Annotated in this window: 21 protein-coding genes and 1 other annotated feature; of the genes, 3 read left to right on the forward strand and 18 right to left on the reverse strand. The window is 38.1% G+C overall.

Going from position 1 to position 20,749, the window contains the following annotated elements; translation table 11 throughout:
• Window positions 1-261: 261 nt before the first annotated feature.
• Entirely contained in the window at window positions 262-1,329 is a 1,068-nt protein-coding gene (locus tag ACI3K6_RS12600; RefSeq protein WP_435555104.1) for a sulfite oxidase, read from the reverse strand.
• A gap of 99 nt (window positions 1,330-1,428) precedes the next feature.
• On the opposite strand from ACI3K6_RS12600, the gene ACI3K6_RS12605 reads away from it, so the two are divergent.
• Window positions 1,429-1,584, forward strand: coding sequence for an HAD family hydrolase (locus ACI3K6_RS12605; RefSeq protein WP_335479691.1), 156 nt, complete (start codon window positions 1,429-1,431; stop codon window positions 1,582-1,584).
• Window positions 1,585-1,719: 135 nt separating this feature from the next.
• Here ACI3K6_RS12605 and ACI3K6_RS12610 read toward each other — a convergent pair whose 3' ends face one another.
• Complete coding sequence (locus tag ACI3K6_RS12610; protein WP_435555105.1) at window positions 1,720-2,322, reverse strand: TetR/AcrR family transcriptional regulator; 603 nt, start codon at window positions 2,320-2,322, stop codon at window positions 1,720-1,722.
• Between the two features lie 121 nt (window positions 2,323-2,443).
• Entirely contained in the window at window positions 2,444-3,460 is a 1,017-nt protein-coding gene (locus tag ACI3K6_RS12615) for a 4Fe-4S binding protein (RefSeq protein ID WP_335479696.1), read from the reverse strand.
• A gap of 243 nt (window positions 3,461-3,703) precedes the next feature.
• Window positions 3,704-3,948, forward strand: a binding site (T-box leader).
• 84 nt (window positions 3,949-4,032) lie between these two features.
• On the opposite strand from ACI3K6_RS12615, the gene brnQ reads away from it, so the two are divergent.
• Complete coding sequence (gene brnQ, locus ACI3K6_RS12620; RefSeq protein WP_435555106.1) at window positions 4,033-5,370, forward strand: branched-chain amino acid transport system II carrier protein; 1,338 nt, start codon at window positions 4,033-4,035, stop codon at window positions 5,368-5,370.
• Window positions 5,371-5,406: 36 nt separating this feature from the next.
• On the opposite strand, the gene ACI3K6_RS12625 is transcribed toward brnQ, so the two are convergent.
• Entirely contained in the window at window positions 5,407-6,393 is a 987-nt protein-coding gene (locus ACI3K6_RS12625) for a Gfo/Idh/MocA family protein (RefSeq protein ID WP_435555107.1), read from the reverse strand.
• Window positions 6,394-6,564: 171 nt separating this feature from the next.
• On the opposite strand from ACI3K6_RS12625, the gene ACI3K6_RS12630 reads away from it, so the two are divergent.
• Window positions 6,565-8,220: a glutamine--tRNA ligase/YqeY domain fusion protein gene (locus ACI3K6_RS12630; protein ID WP_435555108.1), complete on the forward strand. Its 1,656-nt coding sequence runs from the start codon at window positions 6,565-6,567 to the stop codon at window positions 8,218-8,220.
• A 427-nt stretch (window positions 8,221-8,647) separates the two neighbouring features.
• Here the strand turns inward: ACI3K6_RS12630 and ACI3K6_RS12635 are convergent, their stop codons facing one another.
• The 14 genes from ACI3K6_RS12635 to ACI3K6_RS12700 all read right to left on the reverse strand — a co-directional run bounded on the left by ACI3K6_RS12635 (window position 8,648) and on the right by ACI3K6_RS12700 (window position 20,679).
• Window positions 8,648-9,661, reverse strand: coding sequence for a PAS domain-containing sensor histidine kinase (locus ACI3K6_RS12635; RefSeq protein WP_435555109.1), 1,014 nt, complete (start codon window positions 9,659-9,661; stop codon window positions 8,648-8,650).
• A 14-nt stretch (window positions 9,662-9,675) separates the two neighbouring features.
• The gene (locus tag ACI3K6_RS12640) at window positions 9,676-10,125 is read right to left on the reverse strand and encodes a GAF domain-containing protein (protein ID WP_335476756.1); all 450 of its coding nucleotides are present in this window, start codon (window positions 10,123-10,125) and stop codon (window positions 9,676-9,678) included.
• Between the two features lie 12 nt (window positions 10,126-10,137).
• The gene (locus ACI3K6_RS12645; RefSeq protein WP_435555110.1) at window positions 10,138-10,791 is read right to left on the reverse strand and encodes a response regulator; all 654 of its coding nucleotides are present in this window, start codon (window positions 10,789-10,791) and stop codon (window positions 10,138-10,140) included.
• An 18-nt stretch (window positions 10,792-10,809) separates the two neighbouring features.
• Window positions 10,810-11,457, reverse strand: a complete 648-nt coding sequence (locus ACI3K6_RS12650) for a sensor histidine kinase (RefSeq protein WP_335476754.1) — start codon at window positions 11,455-11,457, stop codon at window positions 10,810-10,812.
• A 47-nt stretch (window positions 11,458-11,504) separates the two neighbouring features.
• Window positions 11,505-11,777, reverse strand: a complete 273-nt coding sequence (locus ACI3K6_RS12655) for a hypothetical protein (protein WP_335476753.1) — start codon at window positions 11,775-11,777, stop codon at window positions 11,505-11,507.
• A complete protein-coding gene (locus ACI3K6_RS12660; RefSeq protein ID WP_435555111.1) occupies window positions 11,764-12,075 on the reverse strand; it encodes a hypothetical protein in 312 nt (103 codons plus the stop codon). Before ACI3K6_RS12660 ends, ACI3K6_RS12655 begins: the two co-directional genes overlap by 14 nt.
• Window positions 12,068-12,259: a hypothetical protein gene (locus tag ACI3K6_RS12665; RefSeq protein ID WP_335476751.1), complete on the reverse strand. Its 192-nt coding sequence runs from the start codon at window positions 12,257-12,259 to the stop codon at window positions 12,068-12,070. The genes ACI3K6_RS12660 and ACI3K6_RS12665 overlap by 8 nt, the downstream gene beginning before the upstream one ends.
• The gene (locus ACI3K6_RS12670; RefSeq protein ID WP_335476750.1) at window positions 12,249-12,773 is read right to left on the reverse strand and encodes a Rieske (2Fe-2S) protein; all 525 of its coding nucleotides are present in this window, start codon (window positions 12,771-12,773) and stop codon (window positions 12,249-12,251) included. Before ACI3K6_RS12670 ends, ACI3K6_RS12665 begins: the two co-directional genes overlap by 11 nt.
• An 11-nt stretch (window positions 12,774-12,784) precedes the next feature.
• Window positions 12,785-13,345, reverse strand: coding sequence for a 4Fe-4S dicluster domain-containing protein (locus tag ACI3K6_RS12675; protein WP_335476749.1), 561 nt, complete (start codon window positions 13,343-13,345; stop codon window positions 12,785-12,787).
• Window positions 13,346-15,535, reverse strand: a complete 2,190-nt coding sequence (locus ACI3K6_RS12680) for a molybdopterin oxidoreductase family protein (RefSeq protein WP_335476748.1) — start codon at window positions 15,533-15,535, stop codon at window positions 13,346-13,348.
• The gene (locus tag ACI3K6_RS12685) at window positions 15,522-16,607 is read right to left on the reverse strand and encodes a hypothetical protein (protein ID WP_435555112.1); all 1,086 of its coding nucleotides are present in this window, start codon (window positions 16,605-16,607) and stop codon (window positions 15,522-15,524) included. Before ACI3K6_RS12685 ends, ACI3K6_RS12680 begins: the two co-directional genes overlap by 14 nt.
• Before the next feature lie 148 nt (window positions 16,608-16,755).
• Window positions 16,756-17,937, reverse strand: a complete 1,182-nt coding sequence (locus ACI3K6_RS12690; RefSeq protein WP_435555113.1) for a hypothetical protein — start codon at window positions 17,935-17,937, stop codon at window positions 16,756-16,758.
• 146 nt (window positions 17,938-18,083) lie between these two features.
• Window positions 18,084-19,274 carry an HD-GYP domain-containing protein gene (locus ACI3K6_RS12695; protein WP_435555114.1) on the reverse strand — a complete coding sequence of 397 codons (1,191 nt, stop codon included), beginning with the start codon at window positions 19,272-19,274 and terminating at the stop codon, window positions 18,084-18,086.
• Window positions 19,275-19,443: 169 nt separating this feature from the next.
• Entirely contained in the window at window positions 19,444-20,679 is a 1,236-nt protein-coding gene (locus tag ACI3K6_RS12700) for an ATP-binding protein (protein ID WP_435555115.1), read from the reverse strand.
• Window positions 20,680-20,749 lie beyond the last annotated feature (70 nt).

Raw genomic sequence — 20,749 nt, forward strand, 5'->3', positions numbered from 1 at the left:
ATGGACCCATTACCATATTCATGTTGAAAATAGAAAAAGATAAACCTTCGAGGTACTTAAAAACAAGGCTGCGTTAAAGAACAGTGTTGATTTTTTACACTCTGTTGATTGGAGCGGAAATCAACAGACAAGTTTAACAGACATCCATGTAAAAAATTTGCACATCAATAAATGAAATAACTGCTGAAGTAAAGTTATCCACAGTTATTTCATGGTAGAGCAAATAAAAAAACGATCCCTCATATGAAGAATCGCCCCCTATTATTCCACTTTAACTTTTATACGATCAATAGAATTGTAGCCATAACCCTTTCTGTTCCAAAATGGTTCTAATGGTTGGATATTCCCATAAGAATCTGTTGCTTTTGATTTTATGGTATATTCCCCTTTTTTGCGTGCTTCCCATTTATAGCTCCAATTGGTCCATGTATATTTTTCACTTGGTGACGTTAATTGGCATGTATCCCATGTTTGGCCATCATCCAAACTAATTTCTACTTTTGATAGCATTCCTATTCCTGCCCATGCGATTCCTTTAATTTCATAAATTCCTTTATGCAATAACTGCATATCTAATGGGTATTGAATAGAGGAGTTTACATTAATGGTAGTGACAGGGAATTTTCCTTTATCGTCCTCTTTGTTAGGATAATAAACATAATCAACAGTTTGATATGGTCCTTTATATTTTTTGTCAATCACTATTATTTGTTTAATCCATTTTACTGAAGCCATCGCATACCATCCTGGAACAATCAATCTGAAGGGAAAGCCGTGCTTGAAGGGAATCGGTTGATTATTATATTCATAAGCAATAATGGTATCCGGTTCAAGGGATTTTTCAATGGGTAAACTTCTTGAAAAGTTATAAATTTGATCTGAATCCGGCCTATTTCCATAATCATAACCTTCAAAAACAATTTCTTTTGCCGTATCCATTAATCCTGTGTATTCAAAAAGGATTTTTAAAGGAACTCCTTTCCATATACCTTGACTAATCGCTCCTTTCCCCCATTGTTCTCCAAAAACTTTGGGTTCAAATAATTGGCGCCTATTTCCGGAACACTCAAGAACAACTTTTAAAGTTTTTGATGGAAATGAGTAAATTTCCTGTAAGGAAAATATTCTTGGGGTATGCACTAATCCATTAATTGGGAGATAATAAAACGATGACGTGAAATTTGGGTAATAAAAGTGATTTCTTCTAAAAAATAATTTTCCTCCTATACGATCATCGGTCACAAAATTTATAGGTGTTTCCTGATTTTCAGGAGCTAACGTTTTGGTAATTAGGTAGGGTCTTATTTCGGGGCTTTGGGATTTTTTCAAATAACTGCCTCCTTAAATTGAATACTATTTAATGGATATGTAGGTACATGTGTATTATTCAATTTATTACCTTATATCTCTTCCCTATAAACTATAGAAATGCTTCGTCATCTCGGAATGGGTGTGGCAATGGGGAACGCAAACGAAGAGGTTAAAGAGGCAGCCGTTTTTGTTACAGCACACTACAAAAATGATGGATTGGCTGAGTTTATAGAACGTTATCTTCTTAAATCAAATGAATCTTTTGCCATTTAGGGTTATTTTAAAAGACCTTTTTATAATAAAAAATGACAGATGTAATCCCTTTTGTAAGATTTATTCCTGTCATTTTTTATCTTCAATTAGAGATATTGTACCATTAAGTTATCCAAATATTTAACGGTAGTTCTATTAATTAGTTAAGTTAACAAATGCTCCGATGACAATCCGATTTAGCAGACGAGCCAGCTCTTCGAAATTTACTTTGTTATTTTCCACTTCGTGATAATTTTGAACAATCACTTCATTAATAGCACCAATCATGGCGTGTGAAACAATTTGCATTTCTACATCAGAAACGGTATTCTGCAGTAAACCTTGAACCGTTTTAAACATAAGCTCGGCAAAGCGGAGGTGTGCCTCGGTACGAACCTTTTCAACCTCCTGAGAAACCCCGACAGACTCCACCAACATCAGATTAGCAACTCGAATGTCTGTAAAACAAATCTCAATATAACGATGGATTCCTACATAAGCTTTGTATGCCACTCTACTCTCTTTTTCAATCTCCTGCTTAACTTCTTCTATGATTTCCGTTGATATGACATCAAGCAGGTTTGCCATTAGCCCTTCTTTGCTAGAAAAATGCTGATAGAAAGTCGTTTTGGACACCCGAGCCATTTCCACAATATCTAACACAGAGGTATTTTTATACCCCTCCCTGGTGAACAAAATCAAACTGGCATAAAGAAGTTTGTCTCTAGCTTCTATTGGCATTTCAGAAATAAATAACATTTTTCATCCATCCTAACTATTAAGTACGGGTACGTATTAGTTTAAATTTTAAAAGAAATTTCCTTGATTAACAAGTTTACAAAAATAAACAGCCCCATAAGGCTGCTTATCTATCAAATTACTAATGCCCAACATATCTTGCATCCGGAACCAATTGTTTCCAATCCTCGTAGGTAAGAATGGTGTTCCAATGTCCAGTGATTTTAGCAAATCCTACCACTACAAAAAATAATACTAGAAACCCTACCGGAATAAACCACTTATTCACTTTTTTGTTTACAACTGTCATGTTCAAAGTGTCTTTAATTGGACAAGCCTCTACACAGGACATACAAGCATTACAATTTGGTGAGGCAACTACCTCTTTAGTATGTACTTTAATTCGCTGCGGGCAAACCTTCGTACACATTTCACAGTTGGTGCAGGTTTCAGAATTTCTACGTACCTTAGATATCCTGAAAATCGAGCCCAATCCGATTAATGCGCCGTATGGGCATAGGAAACGACACCAAAAATTACGGAAAAATAAAGACAAAACGAAAATAACAAGGACAAATTTGAGGGCAAAGCCTCCTATATTTAAAAAGAATAGAAGCATCTTTACATCTGAAATTTTATTATACGGCTCTTCTAGGAAGGCTTTTGCTTCGAACGTCGGCATCGCGATGATCATGCTGATAAAGAAATATAGCAGGATATATTTGATTGGAGTTAACAGCCACGCAAGCCAGGTTGGAATTTCAAAATTTCTTTTACATATTTTTCTGCCAATCCACCCTGTAATTTCACTTACGGTGCCAACAGGACAAAACCAGCTGCAAAATGAACGGCGGAAAATGAAGCCAGATCCAATAAAAAAGGTTAGTAAAACAAGACCTGCCGGGTGAATCGTATCAAACCCTCCGCCCTTAAACCACACTTTAAATGCTACTAAAGCACTTATTGGTAAAAACCCTTCAACAGCAGATGGCCGTTCTACAAATGGTGCGGCACCATTCGTTTCGAAATGATGATAAAATCGATAGAATTGCAGACCTACATATAGCAAGAACAACAAAAAAACGCCTTGGACCAAGTAACGTGTGATTTGAATTGGCTTTCGTTTCAGCTGTTTCTTATACCATGCTTTGGATTTCATCACAATCCTCCATTCTTTTTACCCTAACTATAGAAAACATACAAAACATGGAATGTGATGTAAATCATGGATGCATTTGTTTTCATAAAGCTGTCACATTGCTATTCTTAATTCTGACAAATTATTATTTATTATTACATTATTAAGAATGGTACCGATTACATCAGAATTTTTTGAAAAAAAACACTTGAAAAACTATTAAAAAATAATATAATTAGTATATCAAAATTATTTTTTGAAAAATCAAAATCAATGACGAGAAAGAGTAACTTGATTGTTTTTGACTTCAGAGAGCCGACGGTGGTGCAAGTCGGTGTCAGGCACCAAGTGAAAATCATCTCTGAGATGCATGGCTGAACTTATTCAGTAAGCCTTCGCCGGACCTCCTGCCGTTAACATAGGACACGTATGATGGTACGTTGATCGAGAGCCGCAATGTCTTTTTATTGCGGAAGTAGGGTGGTAACGCGAGCATGCTCGTCCCTATCCATAGGGGCGGGCTTTTTATTTTGTCTAAAAAAAGCACCTGGCCAGGGCTTTCAAGAAAACAAACGTTAAAAGGAGAAAAAATCATGAAAAAAAGAGATACCTTATTTGTTGGATTAATGTTATTTTCAATGTTCTTTGGAGCCGGCAACTTAATTTTCCCGCCGTTTTTAGGAATGGGCGCAGGGACTTCCTTCTGGCCGGCCATTATTGGATTTATCGTCACAGCCGTTGGCTTGCCGCTGCTAGTGTTAACGGCCATTTCCCTTGTAAAGGATGGTGTTAATACGCTAGGGAGCCGGGTGCACCCTTGGTTTGGAACTGTGTTTACGATCATTGTCTATTTATCGATTGGACCTTTCTTCGGAATCCCAAGAAACGCTAACGTGGCTTTTGAAATGGGCTTAAAGCCATTCTTAGGGAATGTATCTGTCAGCAATTCAATGCTGCTACTTGGTTTTACAACCGTGTTTTTCTTACTAGTTTATTTATTAAGTCTTAATCCATCCAAAGTAGTAGATTACATGGGACGATTCATTACTCCAACTTTATTATTATCGATTGTCGTTCTCTGTGCTGCCGGATTCTTAAAACTCGGAAAACCACTTCAAGCACCTACAGAAAACTATCAAACTGCTTCTTTATTTAAAGGATTTATCGATGGCTATTCTACCATGGATGCTTTAGCTGCATTAGCGTTTGGGATTGTTATTTTAACGACTCTTAAGCAAAAAGGAATTACGGATAAAAAGCAACTGACTTCCTTCACCGTAAAAACCGGCTTGGTTGCTGGGGCCGCACTTGCCCTTGTCTATGTGGCGATTGGTCTTCTTGGCGCCAAAATGGCCGGTTACGGAACGTTTGATAACGGCACAGCGTTATTGTCATCTGCAGCTACACTCATACTCGGCAACGCTGGAAAAGTACTACTTGGTGTAATCTTTACTCTCGCCTGTTTTACGACTTGTGTTGGTTTAACAATTGCTTGCGGAGAATATTTTTCGGAAATTTTTCCTCAGGCAAGCTACCGTGTAGTTGTAACACTTGTCACTGTTGTCAGCTTTTTAATCGCCAACCTTGGTTTGAATCAAATCATCACCATTTCGGTTCCATTCCTTGTCATGGCCTATCCATTAACCATTGTCCTTATCACACTTGCTTTCCTTCATCGTTTTTTTGGCGGTGCACAGAAGGTTTATGCTGGAGCGATGCTCTTGACAGGGCTAGTTAGTTTGTATGATGGCTTAAAGATGTTCGGATTAAAATGGAGTGTACTGGAGTCTGTGATGAGTCATTTACCATTAGCCTCCGTGGGACTTGGATGGGTCGTTCCTGCCATTGTGGGCGGATTGATCGGATTAATTTTTGAAAAACTAATGGGACCTTCTTACAGCAAGGAAAATCAAATGGAAAAAGCCTCTTAAAAAAACAGCCAGCGGAGCATCCTCCGCTGGCCATTTTTATTTTTCCGTACCAAAGATTATATTATTTTGTTTACGGGCTTCTTCAGTGATTCGGACCACGATTTTACTCCAATTTTTCAAACGTTCATGTTCCTCATGATTTTGAGATTGAATGATATCGGCAAAATCCCGGCACTCATAAACCATATCCAGTTCTTCTTGCTCTTGACTGAAAATTTGGCTTTCCTTTGTATGGCTGTCCAGCCATTTAATTTCAGAAATTGGCGCTGGATCTTGAAGAAGGAAGGTTCCTTTTTCCCCATGAATTTCACAAGGTAATTCGGAATGGGATACTTTTGAACAAAGGATCGTACAAACAAAGCCATCGTACTCTAATACCAATGTTCCGCTGCCATCTACCCCAGTTCTCAATAATACCGGATGATAGGTGACCTTCGTTGGCTCTCCGAACAAGCCAACTGCTAAAAACAATGGGTACACACCTAAATCAACCAGTGCACCGCCTGAATATTTGGATGTGAAAATATTCGGCTCTTCCCCATTTAAAAATAAATCATACCGGGATGAATATTGAATATAGGACAGCATCGCACTTCTTAATGTTCCTGCCATCGGGAGCTTATCCCTTAAAATCTTAAAATTTGGAGCATGAATATTGCGAATCGCTTCAAATAGAAAAACGCCGTTCTCTTCTGCTGTTTGATAGGCTTTTTCCATTTCAGCAGCGTTGGAAAACATCGGTTTTTCACAAATAACATGTTTTTTATTTTTCAAAAAAAATAGGGCATGTTCAAAATGCACAGAATTTGGGGACGCGATATAGATGACGTCAATTTCTGGGTGCTTGGCCAATTCTTTCAGATCGGTAAAATAGTGTTCTGCTTGATATTTATCGGCTAACTTTTTTGCTTTATCTTCCGAGCGGGAATAGGCCCCGGTAAATTGGAATTGTTTGCTATGTATGGCTGATTCAATAAATTTTTCGGTAATCCAACTGGTTCCAACTGTTGCGAACGTAAGCATATAGATCTCCTCCTAATACACTCTTTCAAGTTTCTATTGTATCCAATGTTGGCAGCTTTGTAAAAAAACGTGGCAGACCCTGTTTTTCGGATGAATTGTTGGGAACAATGGAAAAATATCAGTATTTATGTTATGAATAGATAGTAGATAAGATGAAAGAGGTTGAAAAGGGTGGAAAATCAAACATCTAATTTTATAAAAGATATTATGATTAAAGACTTAGAAACAGGAAAGCACAAAACCATAGCGACCCGTTTTCCTCCTGAGCCTAATGGTTACTTACATATCGGGCATGCCAAATCCATTATTCTGAATTTCAGCTTAGCGGATGATTTTAGTGGGATCACTAACCTCCGTTTCGATGATACAAATCCAGCAAAAGAGGATATCGAGTACGTAAATTCGATTAAAGAGGATGTAAAATGGCTCGGCTATGAATGGGAAAACTTATTCTTTGCCTCTGATTATTTTGAGGAGATGTACAATCGGGCGGTTTTGTTAATTAAAAAGGGACTTGCTTATGTGGATGATTTAAGTGCTGATGAGATCCGCGAATATCGCGGCACCTTAACTGAGCCCGGTAAAGAAAGCCCTTATCGCGGTCGTTCTATTGAAGAAAATCTGGATTTATTTGAGCGGATGCGCAATGGAGAGTTTGGTAACGGTGAAAAAGTGCTTCGCGCCAAGATTGACATGACTTCACCTAATATTAATTTACGTGACCCGGTCATCTACCGAATCGCTCATGTATCACACCATAACACAGGGGATAAATGGTGTATCTATCCAATGTACGCCTTTGCACACCCGATTGAGGATGCGATTGAAGGCATTACTCATTCCATTTGTACGATTGAATTTGAGGATCAACGACCGTTTTATAATTGGATTGTGGAACAATGTGAAATGGAAAAGCAGCCACAGCAGATTGAATTTGGCCGCTTAAATTTAACAAATACCGTTACAAGCAAACGGAAATTAAAGCAATTGGTCGATGAAGGCTTTGTCGATGGCTGGGATGATCCGCGGATGCCGACGGTTTCTGGAATGCGCCGCAGAGGTTTCACACCTGAATCCATTCGCAACTTCGTTCACGAAACGGCTGTTTCCAAAAATAATTCTACGGTTGAATTCGAAATGCTTGAGCACTTTGTCCGCGAAGACTTAAAGTTAAAAGCACCACGCACCATGGGTGTCATTAATCCTTTAAAAGTAGTCATCACCAATTATCCGGAAGGACAAATTGAATTGCTTGATGCGGAAATCAATCCTGAGAACCCAGAAATGGGCATGCGCAAAATTCCTTTCTCCCGCGAAATTTATATCGAGCAGGATGACTTTATGGAAAATCCGCCGAAAAAATATTTCCGTCTCTTCCCTGGAAATGAAGTGCGTTTGAAGCATGCTTATTTTATCAAGTGCGAAGAAATCGTGAAGGATCCAGAGGGAAATGTCGTTGAACTGCGCTGCACCTATGATCCTGAAACGAAAAGTGGCACCGGTTTTACTGGTCGTAAGGTAAAAGGAACCATTCATTGGGTGGAAGCGACTCATGCCGTTCCAGCAGAGTTTCGCCTTTATGAGCCTTTGATTTTGGATGAAACAGAAGAAGAGGGCGATGACAGCAAAACGTTCCTTGATAAGGTCAATCCAAATTCACTGGAAATCATCCAAGGCTTCGTTGAGCCAAATATGAAAGAAAGCATGCCACATGATAAGTTCCAATTCTTTAGACATGGTTACTTCAACGTAGACCCGAAAATTACTACTGTCGAAAAGCTTGTGTTTAATCGAATTGTTTCTTTGAAGAGTTCTTTTAAGCTGTAGGATATGATGGTATTGAGCGACTAGGTTCCCTGAGTTAATTTGGGGCCTGGTCGCTTTTTTAATTGGGGTTTGGGCTTTCAATCGAGCAAATTGCGACTGTGCTGCTGCGACATTCTCTGGTTCGGGGCTTATTGGCGACTTCGATGTTGGGATTTTTGTTGATTGTGGCTCCAAGAGGGCTTATTGGCGACTTCGGTGTTGGGATTTTTGTTGGTTCGGGCTCCAAGAGGGCTTATTGGCGACTATATCTCTAACTTTCCTATTGTAAAGGCGTTAAGTCTATTCATAACGACCCCGACTATCATTTTTTCTATCTACACGGGATTTATCAAGCCCCCATAACGACCCCAGCCCCCTTTTTGCATCTGCACAGGATTTATAAGGCCAAATAAAAAGAACCAAGCCATTTTGAGCATGGTTCTATTCTTTAAGATTTCACTTTAAACGGAACTTCAAGAATAATTTTTGTACCTTTTCCCGATGCGGTATTAATGGTTAACTCGCCGCCTACTGATCTAGCTCGTTCATCCATACTAAATAGGCCGACGCCCGGGGTGTAGCTTTGCGACTCAAAGCCTTTCCCTTTATCTTCAATCATAACCCTGACGATATCGTCAATTTCTCTGACCGTTACTGAGGCTTCTCTCACTCCTGCATATTTGCGGATATTGGTCAATGCCTCTTGGATAATTCGGTAAATGGTAAGTTCGATACTGATATTAAGACGCTTATTTAAGACACAGTCAAAATACACATCAATATCATAATGATCTGAGAACCTCGATAGGTACGAGCGAATCGCCGGAACTAGCCCGAGATCATCCAAAACAGATGGCCTTAGTTCCCAAGAAATTTCCCGAATTTCTTCAATTAATTGAGCGGCCTCGTCTTGCATCTGCTGTAGCAGCGGGTGGTCCATTTCCGAAAGTAACCGATTTATCGTAATCAAGTGACTATAAAGATTTTGGCCGATTCCATCATGGAGGTTGCGTGACAGCCGCTTTCTTTCTTCCTCCTGGACGTCGATAATCCGTGTCATCATTTTTTGCAATTCATGTTCAATACGCTTTCTTTTCGTTATTTCATAGCGAATGGCAACATATTGATAAGGCTTTCCTACTTCATTTAGAAAGGGGACAATCGTGGTATTTACCCAATAATATGTACCGTCCTTGGCACGATTGTAGATTTCACCCTTCCAGACCCGGCCGGATCCAATTGTTCTCCACATTTCTTTAAAAAATGAAGGAGAATGGTACCCGGAATTAACGATCCGATGATCCTGACCCAATAGTTCTTCGCGTGAATATTTAGAAATCTGACAAAATTGATCGTTCACGTATGTAATGATGCCATGGGCATCGGTAATAGCAACAATGGATGATTGGTCCAGGGCATATTTGTAATCAATCAGCTCATTTTTCATCTGCTGAAAATCCATCTTTTTCCCTCGCATCACAAAAAATATCCTTTTAATAACTGTTCCAATGTGTTGGCCGATTCCATGACCCGGTCCTGACTTTCTTCAGTAAAAGAACCGGTGCTTCTGTTTCCAATAAGAAGTACCCCTTTAGGGACGCCATTAAAAAATAAAGGAACCGCGTAGGTGGAGACAAGTTTTTCTGCAAGCATGATGGGATAATCGGTGACCTTACCCAAAATACCGTTTGGGAAGTCTGTTAACATCATGTTTCCACCACTCGAAATAATTTTTCCAGCAATTCCTTTCCCGAAGCGAACTGTAATTCGTTGATATTTATCATTTAAATTTCCGGAGGCATAATGCCATCTGACATCAGGGCCATTTTCATCTTGAAAAGCAAGGCCGACAAAATCACATTGAATTACTTTTCTTAATGTGTCGCAAACCTGTTTTACCTCCTGTAATTCCATTAACTCAGACATACCCGTTGCTCCTTAAATACCATAACCTAGCAACCCCTTTTTCACCGCGTATTCCACTAGTTCAGGCCGGGTTTTTAGTTGCAATTTTTCCATCACTTTGCTTTTGTGGGTTTCTACCGTTTTCACAGAGATTATCAGTTGCTCAGCGATTTCCTTGTTAGAATAACCTTTTGCCACTAGTGTTAACACTTCTTGTTCCCGTTCTGATAATAGGTGAAAGGAATCATTTCCATCTTGTTTGACTCCGACTAAGTATTCCTCCATTAAGCGCTTTTGTGCGGAGGGATGCAGATAGGCATTTCCGTGAGCAACAGATTCGATGGCGGCCATGAGTTCAGCATGAGGCGCACTTTTTAAAATACAGCCTGACGCTCCACCCTGGATGGCTCTGAACAGGTACTCCTCGTCATCATGCATGGTTAAAATCAAAATATTTACTTCGGGCATTGCCTTTTTCAATTCAGTGGTGGCTGTAAGCCCATCCTTGCCATGGGGCATGCTTAGGTCCATTACTACGACATGGGGTTTTAGCTTTAATGCCTTTTTTATTCCTTCATCTCCTTCAGAGGCTTCTCCGACAACCTCCATTTCGGGGTTGGTGTTTAACAGCATTTTCAACCCGCTTCTTACAACAGCATGATCATCAACTAACAGGATTTTTATCACTCTTAGCTCTCCTTTCCCCTAGATAAGTGGAAGAGATAATTCTATAGATGTACCTTCTCCTATTTTAGATGAAATCACACATTGCCCGCCAGTCAGAAGCATCCTTTCCTCCATGGCCGCAAGTCCTGATGAATGATGATAATCTTCCAGTTGAAATCCTTTTCCGAAATCGCAAATGGAGATTTTCAATTCTGCTTCCGTCCAATAAAATCGGATTTTAACATTTGATGTATCCGCATATTTGGCTATATTGGCAAGCGCCTCTTGGCAGACACGAAACACCGCGATACTGTTTCGCTCAGGAATCGCTTTTTCCTCCCCTAGTGTTTCTAGATCAACCAAGATTCCAAATGTTGAAGTATATAGCTTAATATAACTTTTCATGGCAGGAAGCAATCCAAGGGTTGTTAACGAAGGAGGATGTAATTCTACAGAAAGCAGCCTAATTTCTTGAATCGTTTTTTCAATTAAGAGTTCCATCTCTCGTAGATAACCTTTTAAATGTGGTTCATTTGAGGCTGAACCGACAAACTGTAACCCTGTTAAAATACTGTAAAGATTTTGCCCGACACCCTCATGCAGTTCTAAGGCAATCCTTTTAATCTCCATCTCTTGGGAATCAATAATATATGAGCTAATCTGCTGCTTTGGCATGGTATGATCCACAATCCTCCCTCCTTTAGGTAAGTAAAAAAAGGCAGGTTCCTAAAAACCTAGACCTTCTTTATGACATATGTTAAGCCGCTTTCTTTATCCGACGCTGCCCATTTTTCGACTGTTTCTGTTACTTCGCTAACCAAGGGAACAGCAAGAAAATAGATATCATCGAAATAAAAACGCACATGGGTTTGATCTGGACAAAGCTGTACTTTTTTAATGGTTTTTTGAATGGTTGGGGCCTGATCGCCGCCATCTAGATCGAGAATGGAAAGTTCTACTGACTCCCCTGCAAACCGCTTTACATCCTCTAGATTAATGTGTCCCACAGCTATTACATCCTTTCTTTACCGGGTAGACGAATAGCTTATACCCCTGAAGATATTCCCAAAATTTCTCGCCTGCATGTTCCTCTATAAAGTGGATGGTTTCCTCTTCTGATGCCCAGTTGCTCATCCCTTTAATTTCAGCAATGACCATTTCGGCACCATCAAGTTTTTTTTCTTCAAGGTACCAGTTTAAACGCTTTTTTGCAAATGTTTCTTTCAGCAGCTCATCGATTTCTGCTGCAAATCCGCCGGTTTGAGGGCGGACAAAGCAGAAATCAATGAAAGTTTCACTAGTCATTGACATTCACACCTTTTTTATAAATCAGGAATGCAATTGGGAATAACACAACATTTACAGCCGCTCCAATTAGGGTATTCAGGTAATGTTCATAAAAATATTGATGAACCATGTATTGAGTGAAAATAATATTTAGCATTAACACGACCAGCAATAAGCCTACACTTATATAACTACGCTTCATATCTTTTCACCCCCAAAGCATAAACAGATCCGTTTTCCACTTTCACATGGATTTCAGGAAGCGGACGTCTTGGTGGTCCGGCAATGGGTTCTCCTGTCTTCACATCAAATTTCCCGTGATGGCAAGGACATAGCATTTCCTCTTTTTCTTTTTCCCAGAAAACAGGGCAGCGTAAGTGAGTACATGCATTTTGGTACGCGACATATTTATGTTCTGATAGTCTGATTAAAATCGCGCTGTCATGCTCACTAGGAAAAGCAAAATCAACCGCATCGCCTATTGCGATTTTACTAACATCCACAATTTTGTGTTTAGGATATTTTTTATCACTTAGCCCGTTTAGTTCCTTCGCTGCCAGGACTCCCCAAGGAAGGGAAGAAACAGCGAAGACCCCGGCTGCACCGACTAATGTTTTCATGAATCCGCGGCGGTCCAGCTTTCTTTCGTTGTTGCGGTTAATATTATGTGTATAGTTATCTTCATTGTACGGGATTTTATTATTTTTATCCGACATGGTTAATCCCCCTAAAACAATTTCGTGACGCCCTGTAATATACCAGGAAGGTTCACTCTTACATTTGTTTCGCCTTCTAAGTAAGGCATGCTTGTTACCCATTTACCATTATCTAAGTTAAACTGTTTTTGCTTCGCTTCGATTTCTTCATCTGTCAGCCATTGAAGGGTATTAGATGGACATACACTCGCACACATTGGCGGAATTCCATCTTTTGAGCGGTCGATACAAAGATCACACTTGTACATTAAATTTTGCTCCGTATCAAATTTCGGTATACCATACGGACATGCAATTGTACAGTTTTGGCAGCCGATGCACTTTTCAACAAGTGCCGAGAGAACGGCACCTGTTTCGTGAATTTGGATAGCCTGAGCCGGGCAGCTTCTTGCACATGCCGGATTCACACAGTGAAGGCACATCAGAGGCATGGTTTGACGGTTCACTAACGGATTCACATCGTAAACATAGTTACGGTTTCTCTGCTCATGACCACCGCACTGTGTACAAGCTGCTAAACAGGAGCGGCACCCTATACAGTTTTCAAGCTCTAAATATAGCCTCTTTTTCATTTACTGCACCTTCTTCATTTCAAGTTTTTCAATCTGTGCTGCACATGCTTTGAACTCCGGCATCCGTGACATAGGATCAAGTGCGGCAATGGTTAATAGATTAATAGATTTATCGTGACCGAAATGGTATGGAACAAATACGGTATCTTTACGAATTGCTTCAGTAATCTTTACTTTATAAGTTGCTTCTCCACGGCGGGTATATAAACGAACATATTCTTCATGATCGATTTGGTATTTTGCTGCTGTTTCCGGATGCACTTCAACAAATGGCTCTGGACACATATCACGTAAGAACTGGATCCGGCGAGTTTGGTTCCCAGATAGATAGTGGAACACCACGCGGCCTGTTGTTAAACGTAATGGATACTCTTGATCCGGCTCTTCTGCAGGCGGGCGGTATGGTAAAGCACAAATTTTTGCTTTTCCATCCGGATGATAGAATTTATTATCTAAGAACATATGAGGTGTTCCCGGATCATTTTCATCTTTACATGGCCAGAATACGCCATCTTGCTCATCAATCTTATCCCAAGTGGCACCATAGTAATCGGCATAGCCGCCTTTTGATGCTAAACGGAATTCATCCGCCACATCTTTGGCTGTTTTAAGGTGAGAGAAATATTTGCCTCTGCCCAATTTTTCAGCAAGTTCAACTTGAATTTGCCAGTCCGGCTTTGATTCTCCAAGTGGTTCTTGAGCTTTATTAATTTTGATAATACGACCTTCAAGGTTGGTAACGGTCCCTTCGTCTTCTGACCAGGTTACTGCTGGAAGTACTACATCCGCAAATTCTGCTGATTCTGACAGGTAGAAGTCAGCGCAAACCATGAAATCCAATCCTTTGAACGCTTTGCGGACAAAGTTTTGATTTGGTGCAGAAACTGCTGGGTTTGAGCAAAGTAAATACAGTCCACGAATGACCTTTTGCTCCATTAATTCAATCATTTCATAGGCAGAAACACCAGGCTTCGGCATTTCTTCCGGAGTAATTCCCCATACCTGACAAACTTCTTCCACATGCTTCGGATTGGTCAGTTTACGGTACCCAGGAAGTAAGTCTGATTTTTGACCATGTTCACGGCCGCCTTGACCGTTCCCTTGACCAGTAAATGTGGCAACACCTGATTTGGGACGACCGATTTTTCCCGTTACTAAAGCCATATTGGAATAGGCTGAAACGTTGTCTACTCCTTTATGCTGCTGTTCTATTCCACGAGCAAACATAACAACAGCGTTTGGTGCTTTTCCGTAAATCTCGGCAGCGCGAATGATTTTCTCAGGCGCAACACCAGTGATTTCACTTGTATATTCTGGAGTGAATTCTTTCACTAATTCCTTCGTTTCTTCAAAACCATTCGTATGGTTGTTAACAAACTCTTCATCCACATAGCCGTTTTGAATTAACAGGTTCAAAATTCCATTTGCCAGTGCCAAGTCTGTTCCCGGACGTAAATCTAAATGAACATCTGCTCTTCTGGCAATCGGTGTTTCACGCGGATCGGCTACAATTAAATATCCGCCTCTCTCCTGTACGTGCCATACTCGGAACATGGAGGTTGGATGGCATTCTGCCGTATTGCTTCCAGCAATGAATAAACAATCTGTTTCATGGATATCAGTCCAAGGTAAAGTTGAGCCACGGTCAACACCGAAAGATCGAAGGAAACCGCCGGCCGCACTCGACATACAGAAACGTCCGTTATAGTCGATATAACGTGTTTGCATGGCTACACGAGCAAACTTCCCTGTTAAATAGCATTTTTCATTTGTCATAGAAACACCGCTGAATACTGACAATGTATCCTTACCATATTCAGTCTGAAGTTCTTTAAATCTTCTAGCGATTAAATCATAAGCTTCTTCCCATGTTGCTTCACGGAATCCTTCTTGTGTTCCTTTTAATGAAGCATCATCACGAATAAGCGGTTTTAAAATACGGTCCGGATGGTTCGTTTGCTGGTAAGCAGTTACCCCTTTCGGACACATTTTTCCGACTGTTACCGGCCAATCATAACGAGGTTCCACCCCGATGATTTTATTTGTTTTTGTATTGACACGTAAATTCATCCCACATTGCATGCCGCAATAACTGCAGTGTGTTTTGATCAATGTTTCATTTGGATGACGTACATTTTCGATCTCTTTGAAAAATTTATCTCTAACAGGTTTCACATTAACCTCTTGCATTCTGATTTGCCTCCTTGACCTTCACTTGGTGAGTAGGGATCCCTGAGAATCTGGAAATACGATATTTTCTTCGGCACGGCAGGCACAATTCTGCTAAATTGAAGCCATCTTGCATGTCAAAGTTCATATCGTTAACGCCCAATACCTCTCTCACGTCATTGGATTGTTCCACCGAAACGAATTTGTCCCCGCATACTTTACATTCTTTCATATGTTGTTCTCCATAATGTTCACGATAGTTTCTTGCAAATACACTCATTGGACGGAATGGAATATGGGCTAGCTTACCAAATGGCATATAGATTAACGTGACAATGACTGAAAACTGATGGATCAGAGACATTTGCGGCTGCATCCAGCCATGAAGAAATATGTTTTGAACCGTCAATAACAGACCTGTTACTGAGATTAACAATAATAAGTAAAGCGGTAGAAAATCATAGATGAACTTTTGTTCCGCTCTTGCTTGCATATTTTTTAAACGGCGGCTTAGCGCCATGCAAACCCCGGAAATAACCATAATGGCTGAAATGTTCAGAGCATTATAGGAAAACCAAGCGATAATCCCATCGGCTTTAATTCTAACTAAGTCCATTCCCATAACAACGACAGTATAATAACCATTACCATCCATCGTAAAATACATCCAGCTAAATACAAGCGGAAAAGTAACTAGAAGGGCAAGAACACAGCCCCAACCAATGAGAATATGCTGAACCCAGCGATATATTCCCCGATTGCGTATAAAATCGTAAATTCCCAGGTGGCTGACAGCCGTTTTCGCCGTGTTTTTTCTAAAAAGAAGCTTCAAACCTTTTTTAATAATAATTTTGGTTGGCGGTCTTTCACCCCAAGCGATAAAGCGATAGAAAAATCCCCCGATAAAAGTAATCGTTCCGACCATATAACCGTAAAGATTCAAGTCAATATGTGTAAACATTCTTGTGCCGATAAAAACTAAAATGGCAATCCCTGTGATGGTTAAAAACATTGATTTAGCGAAATGAGATGCGAACGCATCATTGATCGAGCGTTCCTGCTTTTTATGCGTTGAAATTGTTGAAGACTGCATTTCAAGATCCTCCTCCAAAAAAAATAACACTTCCGTTTTCTTACTCTTATTGTAAGAAAAACAGAAGTGTTATCTATATAGGGGAACTCCCTCATCCTCGGGGGAAAAAACCCTTAAAAATTGACTTTTCGACATAGTTTTGTCACAATTACTTTTGGAAGTATTTCTTCTTCCATGAGTATCCCAGCAGAAATAGACCCATAACTAATTGAAGCGTAAATACAGTTGCATCCCAGAACGGAAGGGAATTCGGCCCTTTGGAAAACCCAGGGAGAAATGTATTGATCGCATACCATAATTGTGGAATATAGAAATAGAATAATAATAAAAAAGTTAAAATAATCCCAATCACATAAAAAATGGCATAGATGGCAATCGTCCGTTTTTCTCCTACAAAAACAACTTCATCAGATTCAATATGCTTTTGAAACGGCATTCGCTTTCTAAGCATCATTTGCGCATTTTCCATTAAATTATAACAACCAGTTACATTTTCAAAAACGTAATACAAGTCTGTTTTCATGTATATGCAGCATTGGTAGATGATGCGGATAACAATATCTAAGATGATGACGTTAAAAATCCCCTGAAGAATGATTGATCCATGAAAGAAAAACAATTTACTTATTAAAGAGAAAAAAAGGGTTATCATGTCAAAAGAAAGTCCTGATAAAAATAAAGCGTTACGCCCATTGGGTGAAACCTTCCAACTAGATGACAAATCCGTTTCAAATACAATAAAAAAAAGACGATGACCAATGCCTAATTTCGTTAATTGATTTTGAGCTCTAACGGCCAAAATATGCCCGAATTCATGAAACAAAACTAGAATAAAAGTTACACCTTGCCATAAAAGTATATTAAAAACCATGACATCAAAAACAAAAATATCTTTATAATTAGGGATCAAAGATGGATGGGAAAGAAAAATAATAATATTCATTATTAGTAATGCAAAATAAACTATGTATGACAGTTTATTAAAAAAGAATTTTCCTAAATAGATTGGAACCCATCCAAAGCCCTTCGAATCTTCATTGATATTACTTTTTATTACTTTTACTCCATCAATCTCCTTAATCATTCCGAATTCTAAAAGCTGTACTGCAAATTCAAGTATGTCAATTTCTTCATTAGGGTAATTATTTTTTAACTGTCGTTCAACTTCATTAAGAGATTTCCCAAGATTGATTAAATTAATAGCATCTATACATACTTTAGGCATTTCATAGAATTCCCCAGAAACTTTATCTTCTACTATATAATTTTTCCTATCGGGACGAATTTCATGTGGTTCAAGTGTTAAATAAGATGCGGAATTTAGACTCATAAAAGCACCCTTTTTAATAAAATAAAAATGGGATACAGTTAAGTATCCCATTTATGTATTAATTTCCCCAAAAAAGACACCACCAACATCCAGTCAATTTTATTTTATTTAGTTTCTTGATTTTCATTGATATCACACCTCCTTGTTTAAATATAATTCTCAAAGTCTAAGATAATTTTATCTTGTTGTTGGTTACCCTCTTTATGGATTTTTACCCAAGTAGGATAGACTTTAGTAAACACATCAACCAAATATGGATCAAATTGTGTCCCTTTGCTTTGTATAATCCGATTATATGCCTCATCTACTGATAATGCAGATCTATATGATCTTGAAGAAGTCATTGCGTCAAAAGCATCTGCAACTGCAGCAATCCTAGCAAGGAATGGAATATCTTCTCCACTTAACTCGTCCGGATATCCTCTTCCATCCCATCTCTCATGATGCGATCGAATTACTTCTATACTTGTATTTAATCCAGCAATTTTAGAAACTGCTTCAGCTCCAACAACAGTATGCATTTTAATAGTTTCATACTCTTCCTTCGTCAAACTTGAAGGCTTCATTAATATTTGATCTGGAATATTAATCTTCCCTATATCATGAAGTAAACAAGCATAATTAAAAGCTCTTAACTCATCAGCATTAAATTTGCCAATTTCAGTTGCAAGGACTAAGGCATAATTTGCAACTCTTTCACTATGACCTCTAGTATACGGATCTTTAAGTTCTAAAGTAGCTATTACTCCCTTAACTATGCCTATAAGTTGTTGTTCATATGTTGTTTGTACAGCTTTAACATAAGATTGAAAACGATTTAAAATAAAATATGAAATAGTTGATACAATTGTAATCAATAATAAAGCAAAAAGTACATTTGGTGTCTGGATAATTAAACCAACTAGTATATATTTTAAAACTATTCCCAACATAACAGTAATATAGTATTTAGTACTAACAAAAATAGGAGAAAACAAAACCCAAAACATTTCAACTATATTCCCGCTTCTATATGAATCAGGATGTCCCATATAGGAAATACAGTCATTTATTAGGATTAATAAAGTATAGGCAATAAAATATATGTATTTAATCTTACCATGTTGCTTTTTTTTATATAAATAAACGGCAACTGGTATCAAAGCAAACATAAACAAATAGATCCAATATCCTAATACATTAGGGTAGGAACTATCCAGACCTGTTTTAAATTTCGGTGCAATAAAATCTGAAAATAAATCAAAAGATAACGAAATAATATAAAACGAAGCTAAAAACCATTTTATTGTTCGTTGTTCTACCGATAATAGATTTTGATCATTTAATAGTTTCTGCATGTCTTTTACCCCACACTGGTTAAAGTGGAAATTTGTCTATAGAAAGTCAATTTTCGCCACATAATTACATTATAAATCATTTATAAAAATAGAAATAGATAAAACAAGGTTGATTTAAGAAATATTTTTCTTTACATTTTTCGATTAAATTTGATAGTTTTATATGTCATTACTGATAAATCGGCAACATAATCTCTACTTTTGTCCCTTTTCCGATAGTACTATCGAATTTAAGTGTTCCATTATGATCTTTAATAATTTGATTAGTTATCATCAAACCTAATCCTGTCCCATCCTTTTTTGTTGAATAAAATGGTGTACCTAGAATCGATAATGTGTCGGAACTTATTCCACATCCTTCATCTTCAATCGTAACCATGATTTTGGTATCATCCATTTTCTTTGACATTATTTTTATGATACCGCTATGGGACATTGATTCTATTGCATTTTTTATAAGGTTGATAAATACTTGTTTCATTTGATTTACATCACATGCAATAGTTAGAATTGTCTCCGGAACATTTTTATCTATGGTTATTCCATGTATTTTAGCCTGTTGCTTAGTGATGGAAATTGTATAGGAAATGATTTCATCAATATTGGCATTTTCTATTTTTAATGCCCGTGGTTTCCCAATAAACATTAAATCATTGAGGATTAAATTAATCCGGTCAACTTCTTGTATCATTATGGAATAGTAATCATTGCTATTAGGATAACTCTCTTTTTGTAATTGAATAAATCCTCTAAGCGAGGAGATTGGATTCCGGATTTCATGACCAATGGCAGTATTCATTTGTCCAATAACCGCTAATTTTTCTTTTTGTTTTAATTCCTCGTAAACATCAGTCAGAGTATGAATATATGAATTAAATCTAATTAATAAGATAGATGCAATTATTGCAAGAACCACAAATATACCTACTGGTGATAAGACATCCGATTGATGTAAAACTATTCCAATGATTGCATATTTTCCAATAGAACCTAAGGTAACTGTCCAGAAAAATCTTTTATTTATAAATACAGGAGTAAAGAAAACAAATAATAGTTCTACTATATTTCCAGAAGTAAAGTTTTGTGGAGTTCCCATGTAATTTAGTAGACTATTTAAAACATCAATCAAAGAAAAACCTATAAACAGAATGTACTTCACTATGTAAGGATTCCCTTTTTTTAAAAAATATAAAGATATAGGTAATAGAGAAAGGATAAGTATATAGTACCAATATCCTAGACCAGCGCCTGGAAAATCTTTTTTATGATAGGATGTAAAATTTGGTAAAATAAAATACCATAATATCTCATATGCAATAAAAAATGTGTAAAACAACCATAAATATAGTTTTACAGCCTTTTTCTCTTCAAAAATCAATTTAGGATTATTGCTGCCATCTTTCATTTAAGAAACCCCTTAACAAGATTTAAACCTGACATATTCCCCCTCATTCTACCATTTATCCCTATATTTT

This window comes from Neobacillus solisequens (genome assembly GCF_051233465.1).
Classification (GTDB): Bacteria; Bacillota; Bacilli; order Bacillales; family Cytobacillaceae; genus Neobacillus.